At 35.9% G+C, this 19,178-nt stretch carries 20 protein-coding genes; 10 read left to right on the plus strand and 10 right to left on the minus strand.

What is annotated here, in order from left to right:
- The first annotated feature begins 305 nt into the window (after nt 1–305).
- Entirely contained in the window at nt 306–2,525 is a 2,220-nt protein-coding gene (locus ACMA47_RS17915; protein WP_413930890.1) for an NADP-dependent isocitrate dehydrogenase, read from the plus strand.
- A gap of 232 nt (nt 2,526–2,757) precedes the next feature.
- On the opposite strand, the gene ACMA47_RS17920 is transcribed toward ACMA47_RS17915, so the two are convergent.
- A complete protein-coding gene (locus ACMA47_RS17920; RefSeq protein ID WP_034697290.1) occupies nt 2,758–3,093 on the minus strand; it encodes a winged helix-turn-helix transcriptional regulator in 336 nt (111 codons plus the stop codon).
- A gap of 101 nt (nt 3,094–3,194) precedes the next feature.
- Between ACMA47_RS17920 and ACMA47_RS17925 the strand changes: the two genes are divergently transcribed.
- From ACMA47_RS17925 to ACMA47_RS17955, 7 genes are all read left to right on the plus strand, one after another.
- Nucleotides 3,195–3,941 (plus strand): SDR family oxidoreductase, encoded by a 747-nt coding sequence (locus ACMA47_RS17925; RefSeq protein ID WP_413930891.1) that lies wholly within the window; start codon nt 3,195–3,197, stop codon nt 3,939–3,941.
- Between the two features lie 171 nt (nt 3,942–4,112).
- Nucleotides 4,113–5,096, plus strand: coding sequence for a heme-binding domain-containing protein (locus tag ACMA47_RS17930; RefSeq protein ID WP_413930892.1), 984 nt, complete (start codon nt 4,113–4,115; stop codon nt 5,094–5,096).
- The gene (locus ACMA47_RS17935; protein ID WP_413930893.1) at nt 5,093–5,536 is read left to right on the plus strand and encodes a hypothetical protein; all 444 of its coding nucleotides are present in this window, start codon (nt 5,093–5,095) and stop codon (nt 5,534–5,536) included. The genes ACMA47_RS17930 and ACMA47_RS17935 overlap by 4 nt, the downstream gene beginning before the upstream one ends.
- A gap of 80 nt (nt 5,537–5,616) precedes the next feature.
- A complete protein-coding gene (locus ACMA47_RS17940) occupies nt 5,617–6,630 on the plus strand; it encodes a sensor histidine kinase (protein WP_413930894.1) in 1,014 nt (337 codons plus the stop codon).
- Nucleotides 6,611–7,369, plus strand: a complete 759-nt coding sequence (locus ACMA47_RS17945; RefSeq protein WP_413930895.1) for a LytR/AlgR family response regulator transcription factor — start codon at nt 6,611–6,613, stop codon at nt 7,367–7,369. The genes ACMA47_RS17940 and ACMA47_RS17945 overlap by 20 nt, the downstream gene beginning before the upstream one ends.
- Nucleotides 7,370–7,701: 332 nt before the next feature.
- Nucleotides 7,702–8,478, plus strand: coding sequence for a DUF1223 domain-containing protein (locus ACMA47_RS17950; protein WP_413930896.1), 777 nt, complete (start codon nt 7,702–7,704; stop codon nt 8,476–8,478).
- Between the two features lie 38 nt (nt 8,479–8,516).
- Nucleotides 8,517–8,909, plus strand: a complete 393-nt coding sequence (locus ACMA47_RS17955) for a DoxX family protein (protein WP_413930897.1) — start codon at nt 8,517–8,519, stop codon at nt 8,907–8,909.
- 291 nt (nt 8,910–9,200) lie between these two features.
- On the opposite strand, the gene ACMA47_RS17960 is transcribed toward ACMA47_RS17955, so the two are convergent.
- The 4 genes from ACMA47_RS17960 to ACMA47_RS17975 form a co-directional block, all read right to left on the minus strand.
- Nucleotides 9,201–10,193: an MBL fold metallo-hydrolase gene (locus tag ACMA47_RS17960; protein ID WP_413930898.1), complete on the minus strand. Its 993-nt coding sequence runs from the start codon at nt 10,191–10,193 to the stop codon at nt 9,201–9,203.
- A gap of 85 nt (nt 10,194–10,278) precedes the next feature.
- Nucleotides 10,279–11,280 (minus strand): aldo/keto reductase, encoded by a 1,002-nt coding sequence (locus ACMA47_RS17965; RefSeq protein ID WP_413930899.1) that lies wholly within the window; start codon nt 11,278–11,280, stop codon nt 10,279–10,281.
- Nucleotides 11,281–11,366: 86 nt separating this feature from the next.
- Nucleotides 11,367–12,272 carry a helix-turn-helix domain-containing protein gene (locus ACMA47_RS17970; protein WP_413930900.1) on the minus strand — a complete coding sequence of 302 codons (906 nt, stop codon included), beginning with the start codon at nt 12,270–12,272 and terminating at the stop codon, nt 11,367–11,369.
- A gap of 114 nt (nt 12,273–12,386) precedes the next feature.
- Nucleotides 12,387–12,845, minus strand: a complete 459-nt coding sequence (locus ACMA47_RS17975) for a hypothetical protein (protein WP_034697280.1) — start codon at nt 12,843–12,845, stop codon at nt 12,387–12,389.
- A 527-nt stretch (nt 12,846–13,372) separates the two neighbouring features.
- Between ACMA47_RS17975 and ACMA47_RS17980 the strand changes: the two genes are divergently transcribed.
- Entirely contained in the window at nt 13,373–13,660 is a 288-nt protein-coding gene (locus ACMA47_RS17980; protein ID WP_034697278.1) for a GNAT family N-acetyltransferase, read from the plus strand.
- Here the strand turns inward: ACMA47_RS17980 and ACMA47_RS17985 are convergent, their stop codons facing one another.
- Nucleotides 13,661–14,758 carry an MBL fold metallo-hydrolase gene (locus tag ACMA47_RS17985; protein ID WP_413930901.1) on the minus strand — a complete coding sequence of 366 codons (1,098 nt, stop codon included), beginning with the start codon at nt 14,756–14,758 and terminating at the stop codon, nt 13,661–13,663. It lies immediately after the preceding gene.
- A gap of 172 nt (nt 14,759–14,930) precedes the next feature.
- Here ACMA47_RS17985 and ACMA47_RS17990 point away from each other — a divergent pair, with 172 nt between their 5' ends.
- Entirely contained in the window at nt 14,931–16,469 is a 1,539-nt protein-coding gene (locus ACMA47_RS17990; RefSeq protein WP_413930902.1) for a S41 family peptidase, read from the plus strand.
- A 42-nt stretch (nt 16,470–16,511) separates the two neighbouring features.
- Here the strand turns inward: ACMA47_RS17990 and ACMA47_RS17995 are convergent, their stop codons facing one another.
- The 4 genes from ACMA47_RS17995 to ACMA47_RS18010 form a co-directional block, all read right to left on the minus strand.
- Nucleotides 16,512–17,102, minus strand: coding sequence for a hypothetical protein (locus tag ACMA47_RS17995; protein WP_413930903.1), 591 nt, complete (start codon nt 17,100–17,102; stop codon nt 16,512–16,514).
- Between the two features lie 13 nt (nt 17,103–17,115).
- Entirely contained in the window at nt 17,116–17,625 is a 510-nt protein-coding gene (locus tag ACMA47_RS18000; protein ID WP_413930904.1) for an RNA polymerase sigma factor, read from the minus strand.
- Nucleotides 17,626–17,935: 310 nt separating this feature from the next.
- Nucleotides 17,936–18,295: a hypothetical protein gene (locus ACMA47_RS18005; RefSeq protein WP_413930905.1), complete on the minus strand. Its 360-nt coding sequence runs from the start codon at nt 18,293–18,295 to the stop codon at nt 17,936–17,938.
- Between the two features lie 63 nt (nt 18,296–18,358).
- On the minus strand, nt 18,359–19,174 hold the full coding sequence (locus tag ACMA47_RS18010; protein WP_413930906.1) for a hypothetical protein: 816 nt from the start codon (nt 19,172–19,174) through the stop codon (nt 18,359–18,361).
- Between the last annotated feature and the right edge of the window lie 4 nt (nt 19,175–19,178).

The raw sequence follows: 19,178 nt of genomic DNA on the forward strand, positions 1-19,178 counted from the left end.
TTTTATTATGATTAAATTAATCTTAAAGTGAAAATAAAATTCATCCATTTGATAATCAAGTTTCCAAACAAAAAATTCACAATTTCTATAGTCAGGAAAAAGAAGATTTTATGAACAAAAAGTTCAGCTTATGAAAATTGTAAAATTGTTTTTAAAATAATTATGAAAGGAAGTGAAGCATAAATTATACAGATATAAAATTAAAGAGTCAAAAGCTTCTTTTTTTTATGGAAATATCTTAAATAAAACAATGATATTTACTAAATTTGTGGGACTTAAAATTTCAAATAAAAAATTACAGTATAATGTCAGAAAAATCAAAAATCTATTACACACTTACTGATGAAGCTCCAATGCTGGCTACTCACTCGTTTTTACCTATCGTAAAAGCTTTCACAAAATCAGCAGATATCGAAATTGCAGTTCCGGATATTTCTCTGGCAGGAAGAATTTTAGCTAACTTCCCTGAGTTTTTAAAAGACGATCAGAAAATTGGTGATGCTTTGGCAGAACTGGGAGAATTGGCAACACAACCTGATGCGAACATCATTAAGCTACCTAACATTTCTGCTTCTGTACCTCAATTGGATGCAGCTATTGCTGAATTACAAGGTAAAGGTTTCGCAGTTCCAAACTATCCTGCAGAGCCTAAAAATGACGAAGAAAAAGCAATCAAAGCTAAATATGCTAAAGTATTAGGAAGTGCTGTAAACCCTGTATTAAGAGAAGGAAACTCTGACAGACGTGCTCCAAAAGCTGTTAAAAACTATGCAAAAGCAAACCCTCACAGAATGGGTAACTGGGCATCTGACAGCAAAACTGATGTAGCTCACATGAATAATGGTGATTTCTACGGTACAGAAACTTCTACAACATTAGAAAATGCTACCAAATACAGAATCGTATTCAAAGGTAATGATGGTTCTGAATCTGTATTAAAAGACTTCGCAGGTCTTCAGGCTGGTGAAGTAATTGATTCTTCTGTAATGAACTTAAATGCATTAAGAGCATTCGTTCAGGAAGCTATCGAGGAAGCTAAGAAAAGAAATGTACTTCTTTCTGCTCACCTTAAAGCAACGATGATGAAAATCTCTGACCCAATCATTTTCGGGGCTATCGTTGAGACTTTCTTCAAAGAAGTATTTATTAAATATGCTGAGACTTTCAAGTCTTTAGACATCAATCCAAATAATGGTCTTGCTGATCTTTTCGATAAAATCAAAGGAAATGCTCAGGAAGCTGATATCAAAGCTGATATTGAAAAAGCTCTTGCTGAAGGACCTAGAGTGGCAATGGTAAATTCTGATAAAGGAATCACTAACTTCCACGTACCTTCTGACATTATCGTTGATGCCTCTATGGCTGCTCTTGTAAGAGGTGGAGGTAAAATGTGGAACAAAGACGGAAACGAAGAAGATACTGTTTGTATCATTCCAGACCGTTCTTACGCAGGTTTCTATCAGTCGGTAATTGACGATATGAAAGCGCACGGAAAATTAGACCCTACAACAATGGGATCTGTTCCAAACGTAGGTTTAATGGCTCAAAAAGCTGAAGAATACGGATCTCACGATAAAACTTTCCAATTAGCTGCTGACGGAACTGTAGAGGTTCAGGACGAAGCTGGAAACGTTCTTCTTTCTCAGAAAGTAGAAAAAGATGACATCTTCAGAATGTGTCAGACTAAAGATGCACCTATCCAGGACTGGGTAAAATTGGCAGTAAACAGATCAAGATTATCTGATACTCCTGCTATCTTCTGGTTAGACAAAGGAAGAGCTCACGACAGAGAAATCATCAAAAAAGTAGAAAAATATCTTGCTGATCACGATACAACAGGTCTTGACATCAGAATCCTTGATGTAAAAGATGCAATGACTGAAACGTTGAAAAGAGCTAGAGAAGGTAAAGATACGATCTCTGTTTCCGGAAACGTATTGAGAGATTATTTAACAGACCTTTTGCCAATCCTTGAGCTTGGTACTTCTGCAAAAATGCTTTCTATTGTTCCATTGATGAACGGTGGTGGTTTATTTGAAACAGGTGCCGGAGGTTCTGCTCCAAAACACGTTGAGCAGTTCTTAGAAGAAGGATATTTAAGATGGGATTCTCTTGGTGAATTCTTAGCACTTCAGGCTTCTTTAGAGCACCTTGCACAAACTCAGGGGAACACGAAATCTCAGGTTCTAGCTGACGCATTGGATGAAGCTAATGCTAAATTCTTAGCGACAGACAAATCTCCTGCAAGAAAAGTAGGTCAGATTGATAACAGAGGTTCTCACTTCTATTTAGCAATGTACTGGGCGGAAGCGTTAGCTAACCAGACTGCAGATGCTGAATTGGCAGCTCAATTTGCTCCTGTTGCTCAGGCAATGCAGGAAAACGAAGAGGTAATCAATGCTGAATTAATTGGTGCTCAGGGTAAACCTCAGAACATTGAAGGATACTACAAAACTGATACGTATAAAACGTATGCAGCAATGAGACCTAGTACTGTTTTAAATGAAATCATTGACGGAATTTAATTGTTCGTTTTGATATAAATGAAAGCTCCTTTTTTAAGGGGCTTTTTTTGTGGATACAATCTGCATAGTAAACCACCCCGCCAAAAGTATACCGTTAAAACCACCCCGTCAAAAATTCAAAGAACTTTTGCCACCCCTCCAGAGGAGGGGAATATTGAGTACCTATTTACTCATCGAGGTCGGCGAATCCCTAATCCCTGCAACCTAACATCTGCAACCTGCCACCTCTCACCTATCTATCCTCAACGATCACTCTCCTATGCTCTCTGCCCCAGTTGATCATTTCCATAATGATGTTTCCAAAAGTCCGGCAGTATTCTGTGGGCTCATATTCTATTAAAACAGGAGTTTCCGGGTAAACGGTACGTTTTAGCAGTTTATTCAGCTCCATATCTTTCAGTTCTTTGGAAAGCATTCTGGTGGTAATTCCGGGAATACTTCGCTCAATTTCCCTGAAGCGTCTGTTTCCGTTACACAATGAATTGATCACAGGAATCCGCCATTTCCCTCCGATAAAATAAAGGGTATCCTGCAAGGCTCTAAGTTCTTCTGTCTGATCTCTTTCCATAGTTGCAAAGTTAAGTGATATCACGAATGATACTGGTATACTCTGTGATACTGGTTACAAAAGTATACCATTTTGAAATAACTTTGTCAAAAAATTTTACAATGAAAAAATTAACCCATAAATTGGCTGTCGTAACAGGAGGAAATAGCGGAATAGGATTCGCTGCAGCCAAAGAACTTATTTCAGAAGGAGCAACCGTGATCATTACCGGAAGACGAAAAGAAGCTGTAGAAAAAGCAGCTCAGGAGCTTGGAGCAATCCCGTTCATTGCAGACCAGTCTAATCTTGATGATATTGATCTGTTGAAGAAAGAAGTAGAGAAAAAGTTCGGTAAAGCAGATATTCTGTTTATCAATGCAGGAATTACCGGAACTCTGACTCCTATTGAAAATATGGATGCAGAAAATTTTGATCAGGTGATGAATATTAATTTCAGGGGAGCTTATTTTACATTAAGCAAATTCATTCCATTGTTAAATGATGGTGCTTCTGTTATCTTTTTATCTTCTATTGTTGCTTCTACTTATAAACCTAACAGTTCGGCTTATCAGGCAAGCAAAGCTGCGTTGAATTCTATCGCCAAAACGGCAGCTGCAGAATTAGCACCAAGGAAAATCAGAGTGAACATGATAAGTCCGGGGCCTATAAAAACAGAAATAATGAATAAGGCTGGTCTGGATGAAGAAACTTTGAAAAATATTAAAAATCATCTTATAGACCAGATTCCATTGAAGAAAATGGGAACTGCTGAAGAAGTTGCGAAACTGGTTACTTATTTATCAGATAATGATTCTTCCGGATATGTGACAGGAACTGAGATTGTGATAGACGGAGGTCTTACTTTATAAACAATAGTTTTTATTAAATCCCGGTAGCCCAACTATCGGGATTTTTCTTTTGTATTTTCAGGGTTAAAATTTCCGGATTCACCTTTTGATTTGTCCGGATCGGACTGTTTTCCGTTTCACAATTTGCCTTGCCCACCTACTTTTGATCCAGAAAATAAAACAATACTCATTATGGATACCGTAAAGAAAAAAAGAAATCCCATTGCCATTGTATTTCTGGCTATACTAGGAGTTTTCGGAGGGTTGCAGTTATTCAGCAAACCTTTGGAAGGAAAACCGGTTACAGGAAAAATTGAGGCACCAAAGGAAGTGATCAGTATTCTTGAAAACTCATGTTTCAACTGCCATTCCAATCAGCAGAATTTGAGCTGGTATGATCAAATAGCTCCTGTTTCCTGGGCTGTGAATAAAGACATCCAAAGAGCCAGAGAAGTTTTGAATTTTTCTGAATGGGAAAAGTACTCTCCGGCTGATCATCAGGGAAAAATGTACGCCATTCTGAACATGATGCAAAGCGGAAAAATGCCTCTTCATGAATACACGTTACTGCATCCTTCGGCTAAGATTACGGCAAAAGATATTGAAACGATTAAAAAATATACGCTTTCATTATCCTCAGTACAACCTTCTGTACAAAATAAAACTGTGCCCAATTCACCTTCTGCAGTTAAAACTGATATAACTCCAGCTCAATTTCCGGTTTCTCCCAATGGAGTTCAATATACTCCTGATTTTAAAAACTGGAAAGTGATCAGCATGAGTACTCTTTTTGACAATTCCATCCGTGTAATCTATGGAAATGACATCGCTGTAAAAGCGGTAGAAACTGAAGATTTTCATCCTTGGCCGGACGGAAGTATTGTGGTAAAATCCGTGTGGAAACAACAGGAATTTCCTAACGGAGAAATCAGACCCGGGAAATTTATCAATGCGCAGTTTATGGTCAAAGATTCCAAGCAATATCAAGATACTGAGGGTTGGGGATTTGCGAAATTCTCAGGAGATGATCTCCATCCAACAGGAAAAACGGCTTCTTTCGCCAAAGAATCCTGCATTGCCTGTCACAGACAATTAGCTGAAAAAACAGGGTATCTGTTTGATGTCCCGATGAAAGTCAATACCCAAAGATTAATCCAAAATTTACAGAAAAAATGAAAAATACCATCCTCATCTTACTGGTAAGTCTTATAGCTTTTACCGCTTGCAGCAAAGAAAATCATGATACAAATAATGGACTTTCAAGGGTTGTTTTTAACCCTGGTCATCTGAAATTCATCTCCAATTCTTTAAACCCTAAGAAGAAAACGATGTCTGCACTGTATGGAAATGAAAAAGCTTTGGAATCTTTATCCAAAGAAAATCAGGCACCAGAAGCTGGTTCTGTGATGAAACTGGTAACTTGGAAATATCATGATAATCCTCAATACACGGGCGGAACGATCACCGGAGAATTGGTAAGTATTGAAACTGTTCAGGCTGACAATGCAGGAAACGTTTCTTATGATCTTAAAAATGATCTGCCACAAAACAGCTCTCCCAATAAAGAAGAAAGAGTACAGTATTTTATGAGTTACCACCCTGTAAGCAGACCTTAATAAAAAACTACAGTTTCACTATTTATCATAATATTTTAAATAAAAAAGATTAATTTAACCTTTTCAAATCAGCAGATTTCATGCAACAGCAAAAAATAAAAATTTCCCAAGCCATTATTTGGATAAGCTCCATTTTCCTGGGTATTTTATCATCCGTACCTCAGCTGGCATCCCATCAATTCAACTGGAAAGAAGCTTTGGTAAACTCAGCCATTACGGCAGCATTTTCGGTGATCATGTGGTACATCAATATTTATATGCTGAACCGCACGAAAAAACGAAGGCAGCATATCTCCTATTCAAGATTGATGGTGGTCCTCGCTTTTGGGATGGTGATTATGTTTGGCCTGGCATGGATTCAACAGCTGATTCTCTCCCATATTAATTTTGGTCCGGTGATGCTGATGATCGAGGTAAGAGGAATCCTGATCAATCTGGTGTGCTATATGTTCCTGAACCTTCTTCAGAATAATTACACAGGACAACAGGTACAGCTTGAACTGGAAAAGGTAAAAAGTGACAATTTAGGAGCTCAATATGAATTATTAAAGCAACAGATCAATCCTCATTTTCTTTTCAACAGTCTGAACACGTTAAAACTGATGGCAGAAACCCGTGATGAAGAAACTGTTGATTTCATTATAAAACTGTCTGATTTTTACCGATTTACTCTTGAAAGCAGAAAACTGGACCTCATCAGCGTTCAGGAAGAAATGAAAATAGTAGATTCTTATTTATTCCTTCAGAAAGCCCGTTTTGGAGAAGGAATTAAGTTCACCAACGAACTTGGAAAAGAAACTGCTCAAACCCTTATTCCTCCTTTTACGCTTCAGCTTTTGGTGGAGAACTGTATCAAACATAATATTGTTTCGCAGAGCAAACCTTTACATATTAAAATTTATACTGCTGATGATCATATTGTGATTGAAAATCCTATACAGCGAAAAGTGAATCCCGAAGATTCTTTGGGAGTTGGGCTGGACAATATTAAAATGCGTTACAAACATTTGCTGGAAAAGGACATTACTATTAATTCAGACGAAAAAACGTTTCAGATAAAATTACCATTAATCCATGAATATAATCATTATTGAAGATGAATTCCGGGCTGCGAAATCTCTTCAGAATTTAATTTCAGATTTAAAACCGGACTCAAAGATACTGGGTGTTTACGACAGTATTGAAACAAGTATTGAAGGCTTAAAGGAAATCAAGCCAGATCTTATTTTTATGGATATCCATCTTTCGGACGGACTTTCCTTTGAAATTTTCAAATCGGTGGAGATCACCTGTCCTGTGGTTTTTTGTACTGCTTTTGATCAATATATGCTGGATGCTTTTAAAAGTAAAGGTGTTGATTATGTTTTAAAACCATTTTCAAAAGAAGATATTGCTGAAGCCCTGAGAAAGGTTGATGAATTGAAAAAATTCTTTCAGAAAAACGATCTTCCGGATCTGGAATCTATCATACAGAAAATGAATCAGCCTGCGGGTAAAAGTAACTTCCTGGTCTTTAAAAATCAGAAATATACTACGATTCCTACTGAAGACATTGCGTATTTTTATATCCACAATGAGATCACCCATCTGGTTACATTTGCCAAAGAGCAGTTTTCTCTTACCCAGCCTTTGGGACAGGTAGCGGAACAGGTTTCTGATAAACAGTTCTTCAGAGTCAACCGACAGTACCTTGTTAATTTTAAAGCCATTAAGGAAATGGAACATTATTTCCAGCGTAAAATACTGGTAAAGCTTACCATTGAAACCCCTGAAAAACTTTTGATTAATAAAGAAAAGACCCATAGTTTTTTTACATGGCTGGAGGATAGGTAAAGGAGAAAGGAAGCTGGAGGTTGGGTGCTGGAAGTACTTGAAGACATTATAATCTATAAAAGTCTTATTTAAATTATAACCCTGATTGATATGATCAGGGTTTTCTATTGCTTTAATTTTTTAAGCTTCATTGCTTATATTTTTACTATCAAAAAATATAAACATCAATTCCTTTTTGCACTCCAAAAACTTTCTTCCTCTCTCTTCCTGCATCCAGCCTTAAAATACTTCCCTTCACAATTTCCTGATTCACCTCTTAATTTGTCCGGTTTACCCTTTTTTGCATTCTTTTGCCTTTGCAGAGTATCTACTTTTGAATCAAATTAAAAGACATGATACTAAAAAACTTAATCACAGTAAGTGCTTTCACCACATTACTATTTGCTACCTCAGCATTTATTCATCAAAATAAAGAACAAAAGACATCACAATCTCAAACTTCTGAGCATAATGGATTTGCTGTTTTGGAACTTTTTACTTCAGAAGGGTGTTCCAGTTGCCCTCCGGCAGATGAGCTGATGGGAAAAATTGAAAAAGAATATAAGGGTGAACCTGTGTATCTACTCTCCTACCATGTGGATTACTGGAACCGCCTTGGATGGAAAGACCGATTCAGTAATTCTGAAAACTCTCAACGGCAACAGCAGTACAGCCGTATATTGAATTCGCAGGTTTATACTCCGCAGCTGGTAGTAAACGGAAAAACAGAATTCGTAGGCTCCGATGAAAACAATATCAAAAATGCCATTCAAAAAGCCTTGTTTACTTCTAAAAAAACAAATGTAGAATTATCTGCAACCGTTTCTCAGAATGCAGTTACTATCCAGTATAAAGCACCTTCCATCGATCCTCAGAATATACTTCTCGTTAATCTGGTGGAAAAACATTCTTCTACTCAGGTAGGAAAAGGTGAAAATGAAGGACGTCATCTGCATCACTGGCAGATTGTTCACAAGCAAAACACAATCTCATTGAATAAGCAACAGGAAGGGAAAACAACATTCAAACTTCCGGAAGGTTTCTCTCCTGAAAACTGGGAAGTCATCGCTTTTATTCAGAATATGAAAACCGGAGAAATTTCAGGATCAGCAAAAACTGCTTTTAAATAAAATAATATACAATTTAATCAATACTAAAAATTACGATAATGAAAACAAAAACAACAAAAATCATCTATTGGGCAGGCGCTATTTATATGTCATTATGGTTTGGAGCCAGCGGTTTCTTTGAACTGACAAAGAATCCGGTGGTATGGGACATTACTCAACAGCTAGGTTATCCGCCTCATTTCATTTATATATTGGGAGTTTTTAAAATTGCAGGAGTTCTGGTTTTGCTGCTTCCCAATAGATTATTAAGATTGAAAGAATGGGTATTTGCAGGAATGTTTTTTGACATCCTTTTCGCTTTCTTTTCGAAAATTGCTGTGCTTGGTTTTCCTTCTACAGTAGATGCAATAATCGCTTTTTCTGTGCTAACAGTAACTTATATAATGTTCAGAAAGCTGTATTCTCCTGAAATGGTATTTAGAGAGGCTTGATAGGCATACAATTCTAATTTTTTCTTATGTTTGAAACAGATCCTTCCGTTGCCTGGAAGGATCTGTTGTTTTATAAGTTTGGGCTGAAGCCCAATGAATGAGCGTTGTTTGTGAGAGCGGACTAAAGTCCGGTGCTATTGATTAACCACCCCGTCAAAAATTCTTTGAATTTTTGCCACCCCTCCGGAGGAGGGGAATGCTGAGTACATATTTATTAATCAAGGTTAATGTATTTCTTATTCCTAATCCTCTTTACCTCTCACCTACGACCTGCTACCTTCTACCTATTACCTAATTCATAAAACTTTCCGGGAACCATTCAAATGCTATTGCTTTTTTCTTTGTGTATCCCAAACCTGGCCATGGTAAATGATAAGCAAATACTCTGATTTTGGTATCTGCCAGTTGCTGAAGGAGTTTTTTTCTTGATGCCGTTGCGATATCCAGATCAGTGTCACCAAAATAGCCCCATTCAGGATGTGGGAAAAGAACTACATCAGAATGAATCAAATCTGCGATATAGATTAACTTTTCATTTCCTGAAGAAATGGTTGTCACCGTTAAACCTGGGGTATGACCGGGAGCTAACTGGAAACTAAAATAATCATACAGTGGATGATTAAGGTCATAAAATTTCAGTTTAGGCTGGATGGTTTTCAGAATATTCTGTACTGCCGGGATAACCTGATTAAGAAATTCAGGTTGTGTTTTCAGAGCACTGTTACTGAAATCTTTGATAGAAGCTTTCATCCAGAAATCATGTTCTATCTTAGAAATAAAAATATTGGCATTGGGAAAAATAAATTGATTCTGTTTATCTATGACTCCTCCGATATGGTCCGGATGGGCATGAGAGATAAAAACATCGGTAATATCTTTCGCAGAAAATCCTGCTTTTTGGAGACTTTTTAATAGAAATCCTGTTCTTTCATCAGCAAAAATCCCCATTCCCGTATCGAATAAGATGAGTTTATTTTTTGTTTTAACCAATAGAATATTCATCGCCATATCGATATAATTCTCCGGTCTGAAATTGTTTTTAAGGATTGATTTCAATTCTGAAACAGTTCCTCTCGGAGCAAATGAGTTCAGGTTTTCTTCATGAATATATCCGTCTGTCAGGACAAAAAGTTCCAGTTCTCCAAGCTTTAATTTTTTAAAACCGGAAAGGTCGTCTCCAGTTTTTTCAACAGTTGTTTTAGACTGTGCCATTAAGCTGGAAAAAGGAACCATGCTCAATGTTCCTGCCAATAATCCGTTCTTTAATAATTCCCTTCTGTTCATAGCCGAATGCTTTTCATTTTAAAATTTAAAACAAAAAAACTGAGTTCCTTCATTATCAGGAACTCAGTTTTTATATGAATTGTCTTTAGTTGTTCACAAGTTTCATGGAACCTTCTGTATATCTTTCCCCTACGTTCGGGTACTTTTTCAGGATTGCATCAATGGTATCCAGATCTGATTGGGAAAGTTCAATATTGACTGCAGCAATATTTTCTTCAAGATATTTAATTCTTTTTGTTCCAGGAATCGGGATAATATCGTCTCCCTGATTCAATACCCATGCTAGTGCCAGCTGAGTTCCTTTTACTCCTTTGGAAGCTGCCAACTCGTTGATCTCGTTTGCCAGTTTAGTATTATTTTCAAGATATTCCTGCTGGTAACGAGGTAGTGATTTTCTGAAGTCATCATCACCCAAATTCTGCACTTCATAAATATTGGTAAAAAGTCCTCTAGCCAATGGAGAATAAGGCACTAAGGAAATTCCAAGCTCTCTGATGGTCGGTAAAATCTCTTTTTCAACATCTTTGGTAAGGATAGAATATTCTGACTGTAATGCTGCAATAGGGTGAATTTTGTTAGCTTTTCTAATCGATTCTGCAGAAGCTTCAGATAATCCGATATATTTCACTTTTCCTGCTTTCACCAACTCTGCCATAGCTCCTACTGTTTCTTCTACAGGCACATTGGGATCTACTCTGTGGGCATAATACAAATCAATAGTATCAATCTTTAATCTTTGAAGACTTAGATCTACTGCCTGTCTGATCCATTCCGGAGAACCGTCAAAATATGTTCCGGGAGCTCCACTGTGACTTGCTTTACCATCTTTAAACCTGAATCCGAATTTGGTGGCAATAAAAATCTTATCTCTGTTCGGTACTAAAACTTTTGAGATCAGTTTTTCATTTTCTCCATTGGCATACATATCTGCAGTATCCCAAAAGTTGACGCCTAAATCCAGTGCTCTGTGCAGGGTGTTGATACTTTCCTGCTCGTCTGTAGGACCATAAGCAAAGCTCATTCCCATACATCCTAAACCGATTGCTGATAACTGTTCTTCTGTGTTTCCTAATTTTTTAAATTTCATGATAGGTATGATTTAATTTTATATGACAAAATTAGAACATCCGGAAACCAACCACGATATAGAATTCAAACTAAGAATTATAAAATTCAAACAACATCCATTCTTAGTGCATTGGGAGTAATTCCGGTTTGTTTTTTAAAGTAATTGGTGAAATAAGCAGGTTCTTCAAAGCCTAATCCATAGGCAATCTCAGAAATATTCCAATCTGTATGTTTCAATAAGGCATTGGCTTCCTGGATAATTCTTCCGGTAATCTGCTGACTGGTTGTTTTCCCTGTAATCTCTTTTACCGAACGGTTCAAAGAATTCACATGAATGGAAAGACTCTGCGCATAATCATTCGGAGTTTTTAATTTCAAAAAGGCCTCTGGGCTGTCGATAGGAAACTGTCTTTCCAATAGTTCCATAAATAAGGAAGCCACTCTTTGTGAAGCATTCTGATAAGGTTCAAAACTTTCCGCCGGCTGCATTCTCATCGTTTCATGAATCATCAGATGAAGGTATGCTCTCAACATATCATATTTGTGAATATAATCCGACTGAATCTCCGTCATCATTTTGGTATACATCTCAGAAAGTATCGTCTGCTGTTCTTCATCGACAAAGAAAACCGGAGTTCCCCCAATTTTGAACAGCGGAGAATCCTGAAGGTTTCCCATACGGCTTCCATTGTGCAGAAACTGATCGGTAAAGAGGCAGAACCAGCCTTTCTGATCTTCATCATCCGCTTCCCAGGAATAAGGAATAATGGGATTGGAAAACAATAAGGCGGGACGATCTACTTTGATCCATTTATCAGCATAATGAAGCTTTCCTTTTCCTATGATCAAAGATATTTTATAATAATCTCTCCTGCTGTAAGGAGTGTGCGGAGAGCAATACTCTCGTGAAAAGACATTGAAGTGCCCCATTTTATTCACCCCAATACATTGAGATGCCAGATTAGAAGCATTCCTTTCATAAAAACCATTCAGTGATTCGTGTGATTCCATAGATCAAAGTTATAAAAATCAAACAAATTAAATCACAATAATTATGGGATTAAAAAATTAAATGGCTGACAATCCTGCCAGCCATTTAAAAGTGAATATTGAGTTGATAATATTTTAGTCCCAATCATCATCATGTCCGTGACCATGATGTTTATTTTGTTTTTTGTAGTATTTCTCCTGATTTTTATAATACTTCTCCTGTTGTTTACGGTATTTTTTATAATCGTTTTTGTTTCTTCCATAAACGATTACAGGGTTTTGTCCTCTGTAGTATTTCTTTTTAAAGATGATATACTTTTCTCTACCCAGAATTCTTTCCAACTCTGAATAACGGTCGTTTCTCCATCTTCCCGGTTCTACAACATACACTCTGTTCCAGGTATCATAATCATGGTATCTGTCATTCAGTACATAGATTTGATTGGCCTGCGTTGTTGAAAGCACAAGGTCAGTAATGACTCTTTGCCAGTTGATATCCGAAATACTCCTTCTGTAGTCATTATAATAATCTGATTGGGCATAACTTAAACTGAATGTCCCGACCAATAATGCTGTTAATATTAACTTTTTCATTTCATTCCACTTTAAAAATAGTTATCAAGTGATAGTCAATTAAAGTGCCAATTCTTAATTACAAATACTAATATTTGTTAAGAAAAACGACAAACAACTGATTATCTTTGAAATATTTTCTTTTATTTCATCAAATTATTGAATGTTGATGAGTTTAAAATAGAATTAAAAAGTGATGAGTTTTATTAGACAATAAAAGTAAAAAAAACATTAATAATCAATGGATTGAATATTTAAATTTGGAGGCTTAAAATCTATATTTTTAAGTTTTGGCTAAAGCCAATGGATCGATATTTTATTGTTAGGCGGGTTAAAACCTACCTCTATTGAATTTTAACAACATCTTTTATCTTTTATCTTTTATCTTTTATCTTTTATCTTTTATCTAATTACCATTTATGTTATAAAATTCGTTAAGATCTCCAAAAACTATTATTTCATATGATTTAATTTCGTAATTTTAATGGAGAGAATGTTTTTAAAGAAATCTTCTCAAATTATTTTTAATCAACCAAATCTTCATTGTTATGGAAAATATAAAGTTTCAGGTATCTCAATATCAGGATGAATTGCAGCTACTTATAGACGGGAAAAAGGCAGGTTATATGTCCATAGAGGTTGACGGAAGACTGCTTATTGTATATTATACGAAACTTGACGAAGAGCGTGAGGGAAAAGGATATGCTAAACTATTACTGGATGAGCTGGTACGCTACGCGGAAGAGAAAGATTTGCTTGTAGACCCGGAATGTGATTTTGTAAGACAGCAGTTTGAAAATCATCCCGCAAGATATAAAGAAATCTGGCATGCCTGATCAGCTTTCCCACCAGGCTGTAAATTGTTGTTCTGACTGATTCAGATCTACTACCTCGCCGATCTTCGGAGTGAGGATATTTAGTTTTTTTTCTTTTCCAAGAGCCGTTATCTTTTGTAAAGGTTCATTCCATGGATGAAGTGCTAATGCAAATTTTGCAGCATGAACAGGAAGAATATGCTCTGTTTTCAGATCAATGCCAGCCTGAATAACATCTTCCGGTAATGTATGGATATACCTCCATGCTTCTCCATATTGTCCATTTTCAAGAATAGCATAATCGAAAGGTCCATATTGCTCGCCAATCGTTTTAAAATGGGAATCATAGCCACTATCTCCTCCTAAGAATATTCTCTTTGTAGGCGTTATCAGAACATACGAAGTCCAAAGGGTATCATTCTGTCTTACCCTTCTGCCGGAAAAATGCCTGGCAGGAGTAAAAGCAATTTTCATATCATTTTTCAGGGCAACTTCTGTTCCCCATTCTTCTTCAATAAGCTTATTTTCAGCATACCCCCATCTTTCCAGATGTGCACCTACTCCCAAAGGTACAATAGCCATTCCTGTTCTTTGTTCGATAGATTTTACGGTTGGGTAATCCAGATGGTCAAAATGATCATGGGTAATGACCAGATAATCTATACCGGGGATATCTTCAGGTTTAAAAATATCTGAGCCTTTAAAAGCTTTATTAAAGTATTTGAAAGGTGAGCCATACAGACTCAGCACAGGATCTATTAAAAAGGAAACTCCATCGGTCTGCAGATAATAAGACGAATGCCCCAGCCAGATAAATACATCCTGATTTCTATCAATATTTTTCAAATCAGTATGAATAGAAGGTATTTCTTTCAATGGCTTCAGCAACGGATCTTTTTTACCTAAAAAGAAATCATATGTCACTTTTGACATCTTGTAACCTTCTGTAATGGAAGGTGTATGGCTTATATTCTGAAACTGTCTCTTTTTATAGAGTTTTGACTGTCTGATACGCTTCAACCTCTTCCCTTTTGGCACTCCACCAAACGCCTTCATATTGATCACTATAAAAAAGGTAACGGTCAAAACAGCCACGCTCGTAATAATCCAGTAAATCATCTGTACAAAATAAATATCAAATGTATTGACTTTTGTTTTTAAATGAAAATTTATTCCATTTTACTACATTTTTTAACTAAATTTATCATGTATTTTAAAAAATTTATTACTCATTTAAGTCATGATTAATTTTAAACTTTTTATTTTAGCACCTTAAAAAAACTCAGATACATTGAAAAATTATTCGGTAATATTTCTTCTCGCTATTTTTTCGTCATGTGCCTCTATAAAAAAACACAACGAACAGCGGGCTTCATGTATTCCACCGGAGCAACTTAAGGAGGATGTAGATTTTGCCTATTCCAAATTACAGCAAATGCACCCTCAATTATACTGGTATATTTCCAAGAAGGAATTGGAATATAAATTTGACAGTCTTAAGCAGACCATCACCGAACCTCTTACTCCTCTTCAGTTTTATTTTAAACTTCAGCCTGTTATTGCAGGTATTCGGGAAGGACATCTTTCATTGAGAATTCCCAGAAAGAAGTTTACTAAAAAGGAAATCAAAAGGCTGGAACATCAGAAAGGAATGTTCAGCCGCTTTGAATATTATATTTCTGGAGACCGTATGTATATCATTCAAAACAGAGATTCTATTGAACACATACAGCCCGGAACTGAAATTTTATCTATCAATAATATTCCTGTATCCGATTATATTAAGAAATACCGAAGCCTGATCAGCAGTGATGGGGATAATACCACTTTCCATCCGTACTTTTTAAAAGATCTGTTCTTTAATTTTTATACGGCAGAAAATGGTTTTGACAGCAAAGCTACTCTTGAAACCCTATACCAAGGAGAAAAAAAGACGTACACCTTAACCAGAGAAACGAAATCCGATTCTGATCTTGAAAAGGATAAGGAAATGCAGAAGAAAACTCCGGAAAAGAAACTGAATGACTATGTGGCTTCCAGTGATTCTTATAACAGAAGCTTCAAATTTCTGGATAAGGACAGCACTATTGCGTATATTAAAGTGAAAAGCTTTTCAAGGGATTATTCGGATGAGTTTTATAAAAAAACTTTTGCCAAGATCAACGATGCAAAGGCCCCTTACCTCATCATCGATGTCCGAAATAATTATGGCGGTTCATTGTATGAAATCAATAATCTGTATTCTTATTTGGCTGAAGCTCCATTTACCCTGATCAAACCTTCTCAGCTCACTTCTAGAGATGCTCCTTTACGCACCAATTATTTCAGAAAAAGCACTCCTTTAGAATATGCTCTTAAAAGTATTGCCTACCCAAGTTATTTTTTTGCACAAACTTTCAGCACCTATAAAAAGGATGGAAAGGTATTCTACAAAATGAAGGCTGACAAACCTACAAAACCCAAAAAGGATGCTTTCCACGGAAAAGTTTTTGTACTGATTAACGGAGGAAGTTTCTCGGCATCTTCTATTATTACCGCCAAACTTAAAAATGATAAAAGAGCAACGCTTGTGGGAGAAGAAACAGGCGGTGCCAATGACGGAACGGTTGCCGGTTTTTATTCCTACCAAAAGCTTCCCAATTCTGAAATCAGATTTCCAATAGGCCTACTTTTGGTACAGCCTAATATCAGTTTTTCAGACTCACGGAAAGGCGTTGTTCCGGATGTGACTGTTACTGAAAACATGCAGGATATTATTGATCATAAAGATCCTCAACTGGATTGGATAAAGGACGAAATTGCAAAAGAAAAAGAACATAAAGGACAGTAATGAATATAGGTTCGGCGGGCTTTCAGCCCGCCGAACTCTTTTTTATCTTTTTAATTCTTCTAAAAGATCTTCAATATATTGGATATATCTTCCATAGTAGCGTTGATACCAGAATCTTCCAACAAAATAAAGTAAAAATAATCCTACGGTTACTGTACTAATTAAGATCACTGCAATCTTCAATTCACTCAGAGGCTTTGGCCAAGGAATAAATTCCAGGACAATAAGGATCTCACATACAAGAAACGGAGCGAAACTGATGTAATACGAGAGATAATATTGTTTATTAAGATTGAGCTGCATCACGAGATCTTTCAAAGAATCATAAGTCTTTGGTGCAGGATTACTGATTTCATTATACAGTTTAAAGAACTTACTGAAAAAGAAAACAGTGACAATAAGCATGGAGGCAATTAATACGGTTATGTACAATTGAAGTTTAAAGGGTCTGCATACAGAGCACACCAGAAAAGCGAAGACAAAGATTCCTATCATCCACCAGAATTCCACGCGCATATTTTTGCGTATTTTTTCAAGGGGAAGATTCAGTTTATTGCTCTGTTCTATGCTTATTTCGGGAGTTTCCTCCACAATATCTTCGTTCCAGGTATTTTTCAATTCATCGATATTCATTGGATTACTGATTTTAATGTTGGTTGGTTTTTATTTGGCTTAAGATATCTTTAAGTTTATTTTTGGCCCGGTTCATTTTCACTCTTGCATTGCCTTCAGAAATTCCCATCTGTTCGGCAATCTGCTTTCCTGAAAAATCTTCCAGATAATAGAAGATAAAAGCCTTGTCAATAGAATTAAGCTGATGGATAGCTTTATACATTTCAGTCAGGCGCTCTTCTTTACGATCATCATAGTCTTCCTGAACAATGATCTGATTAGAAAAATCCTCATGGGTAATAAAACTTCTTCTCTTTTCTGTTTTAAGGAAAATAATTGCTGTATTCAAAGAGATTCTGTACAGCCATGTAGAGAATTCACTTTCACCTCTGAAACCAGGAAATGCTTTCCAGAGCTGATAGGTAATCTCCTGAAAAAGATCATCACGGTCATCCTTTTCAGTCATGTACATCTTAGCAATCTTAAACAGGATTCCTTTATGCTGTTCAATTTTACTGATAAACTCTTGTTCTAGTGAGGTCATAGCTTGTTACTCTATAGAGTTAGTTTTCGTTTAAAAAAATTGTTACAGATTTTTACAAAAGAAATAAAAAAACCCAACAGAAAATTACTGTCAGGCCTCATTATGTGTTTTTTAATGATTACTATTTTCTCATAATAGTATTGCTCTCGAAATAATTTGTGTTGGATGTTATTTTTATACCCTTTCTACAGGCAGTTGTTATTTTTAACTTGAACAGTTAGTAGAAAAAACGTAAAAATGTTACATAAAAAAACAATAACCTGATATTTTTTCACATCAGGTTATTCATTTAAAGTATTTAATTCTTTTATTATTTAAAATCTAAGAAATCATCTTTTTCAAGATAATGATTCAGGGCAGTAATAAGCTGAGAAGAAGTAATATCCGTATGCTGGTTAAAAGCAAGATCTACCACGTCCTGAATATTTTCATCCGAACACATATAATGAAGCTTGTTATGAAAAACGAAATCAGGTAGGATTTCATTATCATTTTCACCAATATCCAAAGGATCTCCGATAAAAATTTTCATTTCAGGCTTAAACTCATCTGTTGAAGAATAAACTGCATAATTATATTCCGGATCAAAGGATGCTTTCCTATCCTGTTTTGTCTTTACAAGCTCCAGAAATTCTTCTATAGAATACACTTGATTTTTAAAATCATCCATGTGATATTTTTTTACAACTCAATGTTCTAAAGATTAGAAATTTTACAGAAGATAGCGTAATTTCTAATTCAGTTTATTTAAAGCCCTCTGCAATGATCCGATATCCAGAAAATCAAGTTTTGCTCCTACGATGATAATGATCAAAAGAACAATTGTCAGAAATAAAATGATAATAAAGTACATGGATACAAACCATATGATGGTATTCAGGACGTTCCCTTTAATCCCCATTTTATTCATAAAAAATTTCTGTGAACGCTCAAACCATGCCATTCTTTTCTCACGTTTTGGTTTTACTTCAATTCCATTAAGTTCATCTACCAAACGCACCACATCATCAATGTATCTTCCATACATATAATAGATCCAGTATTTGATAATAAAAGCAATCAACAGAAGGGTAATGAGAAGACTGATCCCGAAAATGGCCAGGTTATATTCTCTATCAAAATGAAAATTAATTTGAATCAGAGATAAAAGAAACCCAAGAGGGATATAAGCAATATAATAGGAAATATAAATTTGTTTCGAGATGAGAAGCTGCGTTTTGAGATTAAACAGATCATAATTTGTATTGGTACTGTTTTTTCTGAGCAGCTTATACAATTTCAGGAAGCGGGAATAAAAATAAACAATAATAGCAACGGTCAGAATCGTGACAAACACTGAAATCGTTTTAATATTAGAATCCTTAGATGCAAAAGGAAAACCTGTTAACAGCAAAGGTAATGTAACAATCATCAGCCAGAATTCAGTTTCCATATTCACCTTCAGCATCTGCAGTGGAGAATGTATTTCCTTCTGTTTTTCCAGAGAAATTTCAGGGGATTCCTGTCCTGTATCTTTATTCCAAAGTTCTTTAAAGTTTTCTAATTCCATAGTG

It is taken from the genome of Chryseobacterium sp. T20 (assembly GCF_047345655.1).
Taxonomy (GTDB): Bacteria; Bacteroidota; Bacteroidia; order Flavobacteriales; family Weeksellaceae; genus Chryseobacterium.

Bases quoted from the DNA above. Each gene is read 5' to 3' on its own strand.
- ACMA47_RS17915 (WP_413930890.1), top strand. From the start codon at position 306: ATGTCAGAAAAATCAAAAATCTATTACACACTTACTGATGAAGCTCCA.
- ACMA47_RS17920 (WP_034697290.1), bottom strand. From the start codon at position 3,093: ATGGAAAGAGATCAGACAGAAGAACTTAGAGCCTTGCAGGATACCCTT.
- ACMA47_RS17925 (WP_413930891.1), top strand. From the start codon at position 3,195: ATGAAAAAATTAACCCATAAATTGGCTGTCGTAACAGGAGGAAATAGC.
- ACMA47_RS17930 (WP_413930892.1), top strand. From the start codon at position 4,113: ATGGATACCGTAAAGAAAAAAAGAAATCCCATTGCCATTGTATTTCTG.
- ACMA47_RS17935 (WP_413930893.1), top strand. From the start codon at position 5,093: ATGAAAAATACCATCCTCATCTTACTGGTAAGTCTTATAGCTTTTACC.
- ACMA47_RS17940 (WP_413930894.1), top strand. From the start codon at position 5,617: ATGCAACAGCAAAAAATAAAAATTTCCCAAGCCATTATTTGGATAAGC.
- ACMA47_RS17945 (WP_413930895.1), top strand. From the start codon at position 6,611: ATGAATATAATCATTATTGAAGATGAATTCCGGGCTGCGAAATCTCTT.
- ACMA47_RS17950 (WP_413930896.1), top strand. From the start codon at position 7,702: ATGATACTAAAAAACTTAATCACAGTAAGTGCTTTCACCACATTACTA.
- ACMA47_RS17955 (WP_413930897.1), top strand. From the start codon at position 8,517: ATGAAAACAAAAACAACAAAAATCATCTATTGGGCAGGCGCTATTTAT.
- ACMA47_RS17960 (WP_413930898.1), bottom strand. From the start codon at position 10,193: ATGAACAGAAGGGAATTATTAAAGAACGGATTATTGGCAGGAACATTG.
- ACMA47_RS17965 (WP_413930899.1), bottom strand. From the start codon at position 11,280: ATGAAATTTAAAAAATTAGGAAACACAGAAGAACAGTTATCAGCAATC.
- ACMA47_RS17970 (WP_413930900.1), bottom strand. From the start codon at position 12,272: ATGGAATCACACGAATCACTGAATGGTTTTTATGAAAGGAATGCTTCT.
- ACMA47_RS17975 (WP_034697280.1), bottom strand. From the start codon at position 12,845: ATGAAAAAGTTAATATTAACAGCATTATTGGTCGGGACATTCAGTTTA.
- ACMA47_RS17980 (WP_034697278.1), top strand. From the start codon at position 13,373: ATGGAAAATATAAAGTTTCAGGTATCTCAATATCAGGATGAATTGCAG.
- ACMA47_RS17985 (WP_413930901.1), bottom strand. From the start codon at position 14,758: ATGATTTACTGGATTATTACGAGCGTGGCTGTTTTGACCGTTACCTTT.
- ACMA47_RS17995 (WP_413930903.1), bottom strand. From the start codon at position 17,102: ATGAATATCGATGAATTGAAAAATACCTGGAACGAAGATATTGTGGAG.
- ACMA47_RS18000 (WP_413930904.1), bottom strand. From the start codon at position 17,625: ATGACCTCACTAGAACAAGAGTTTATCAGTAAAATTGAACAGCATAAA.
- ACMA47_RS18005 (WP_413930905.1), bottom strand. From the start codon at position 18,295: ATGGATGATTTTAAAAATCAAGTGTATTCTATAGAAGAATTTCTGGAG.
- ACMA47_RS18010 (WP_413930906.1), bottom strand. From the start codon at position 19,174: ATGGAATTAGAAAACTTTAAAGAACTTTGGAATAAAGATACAGGACAG.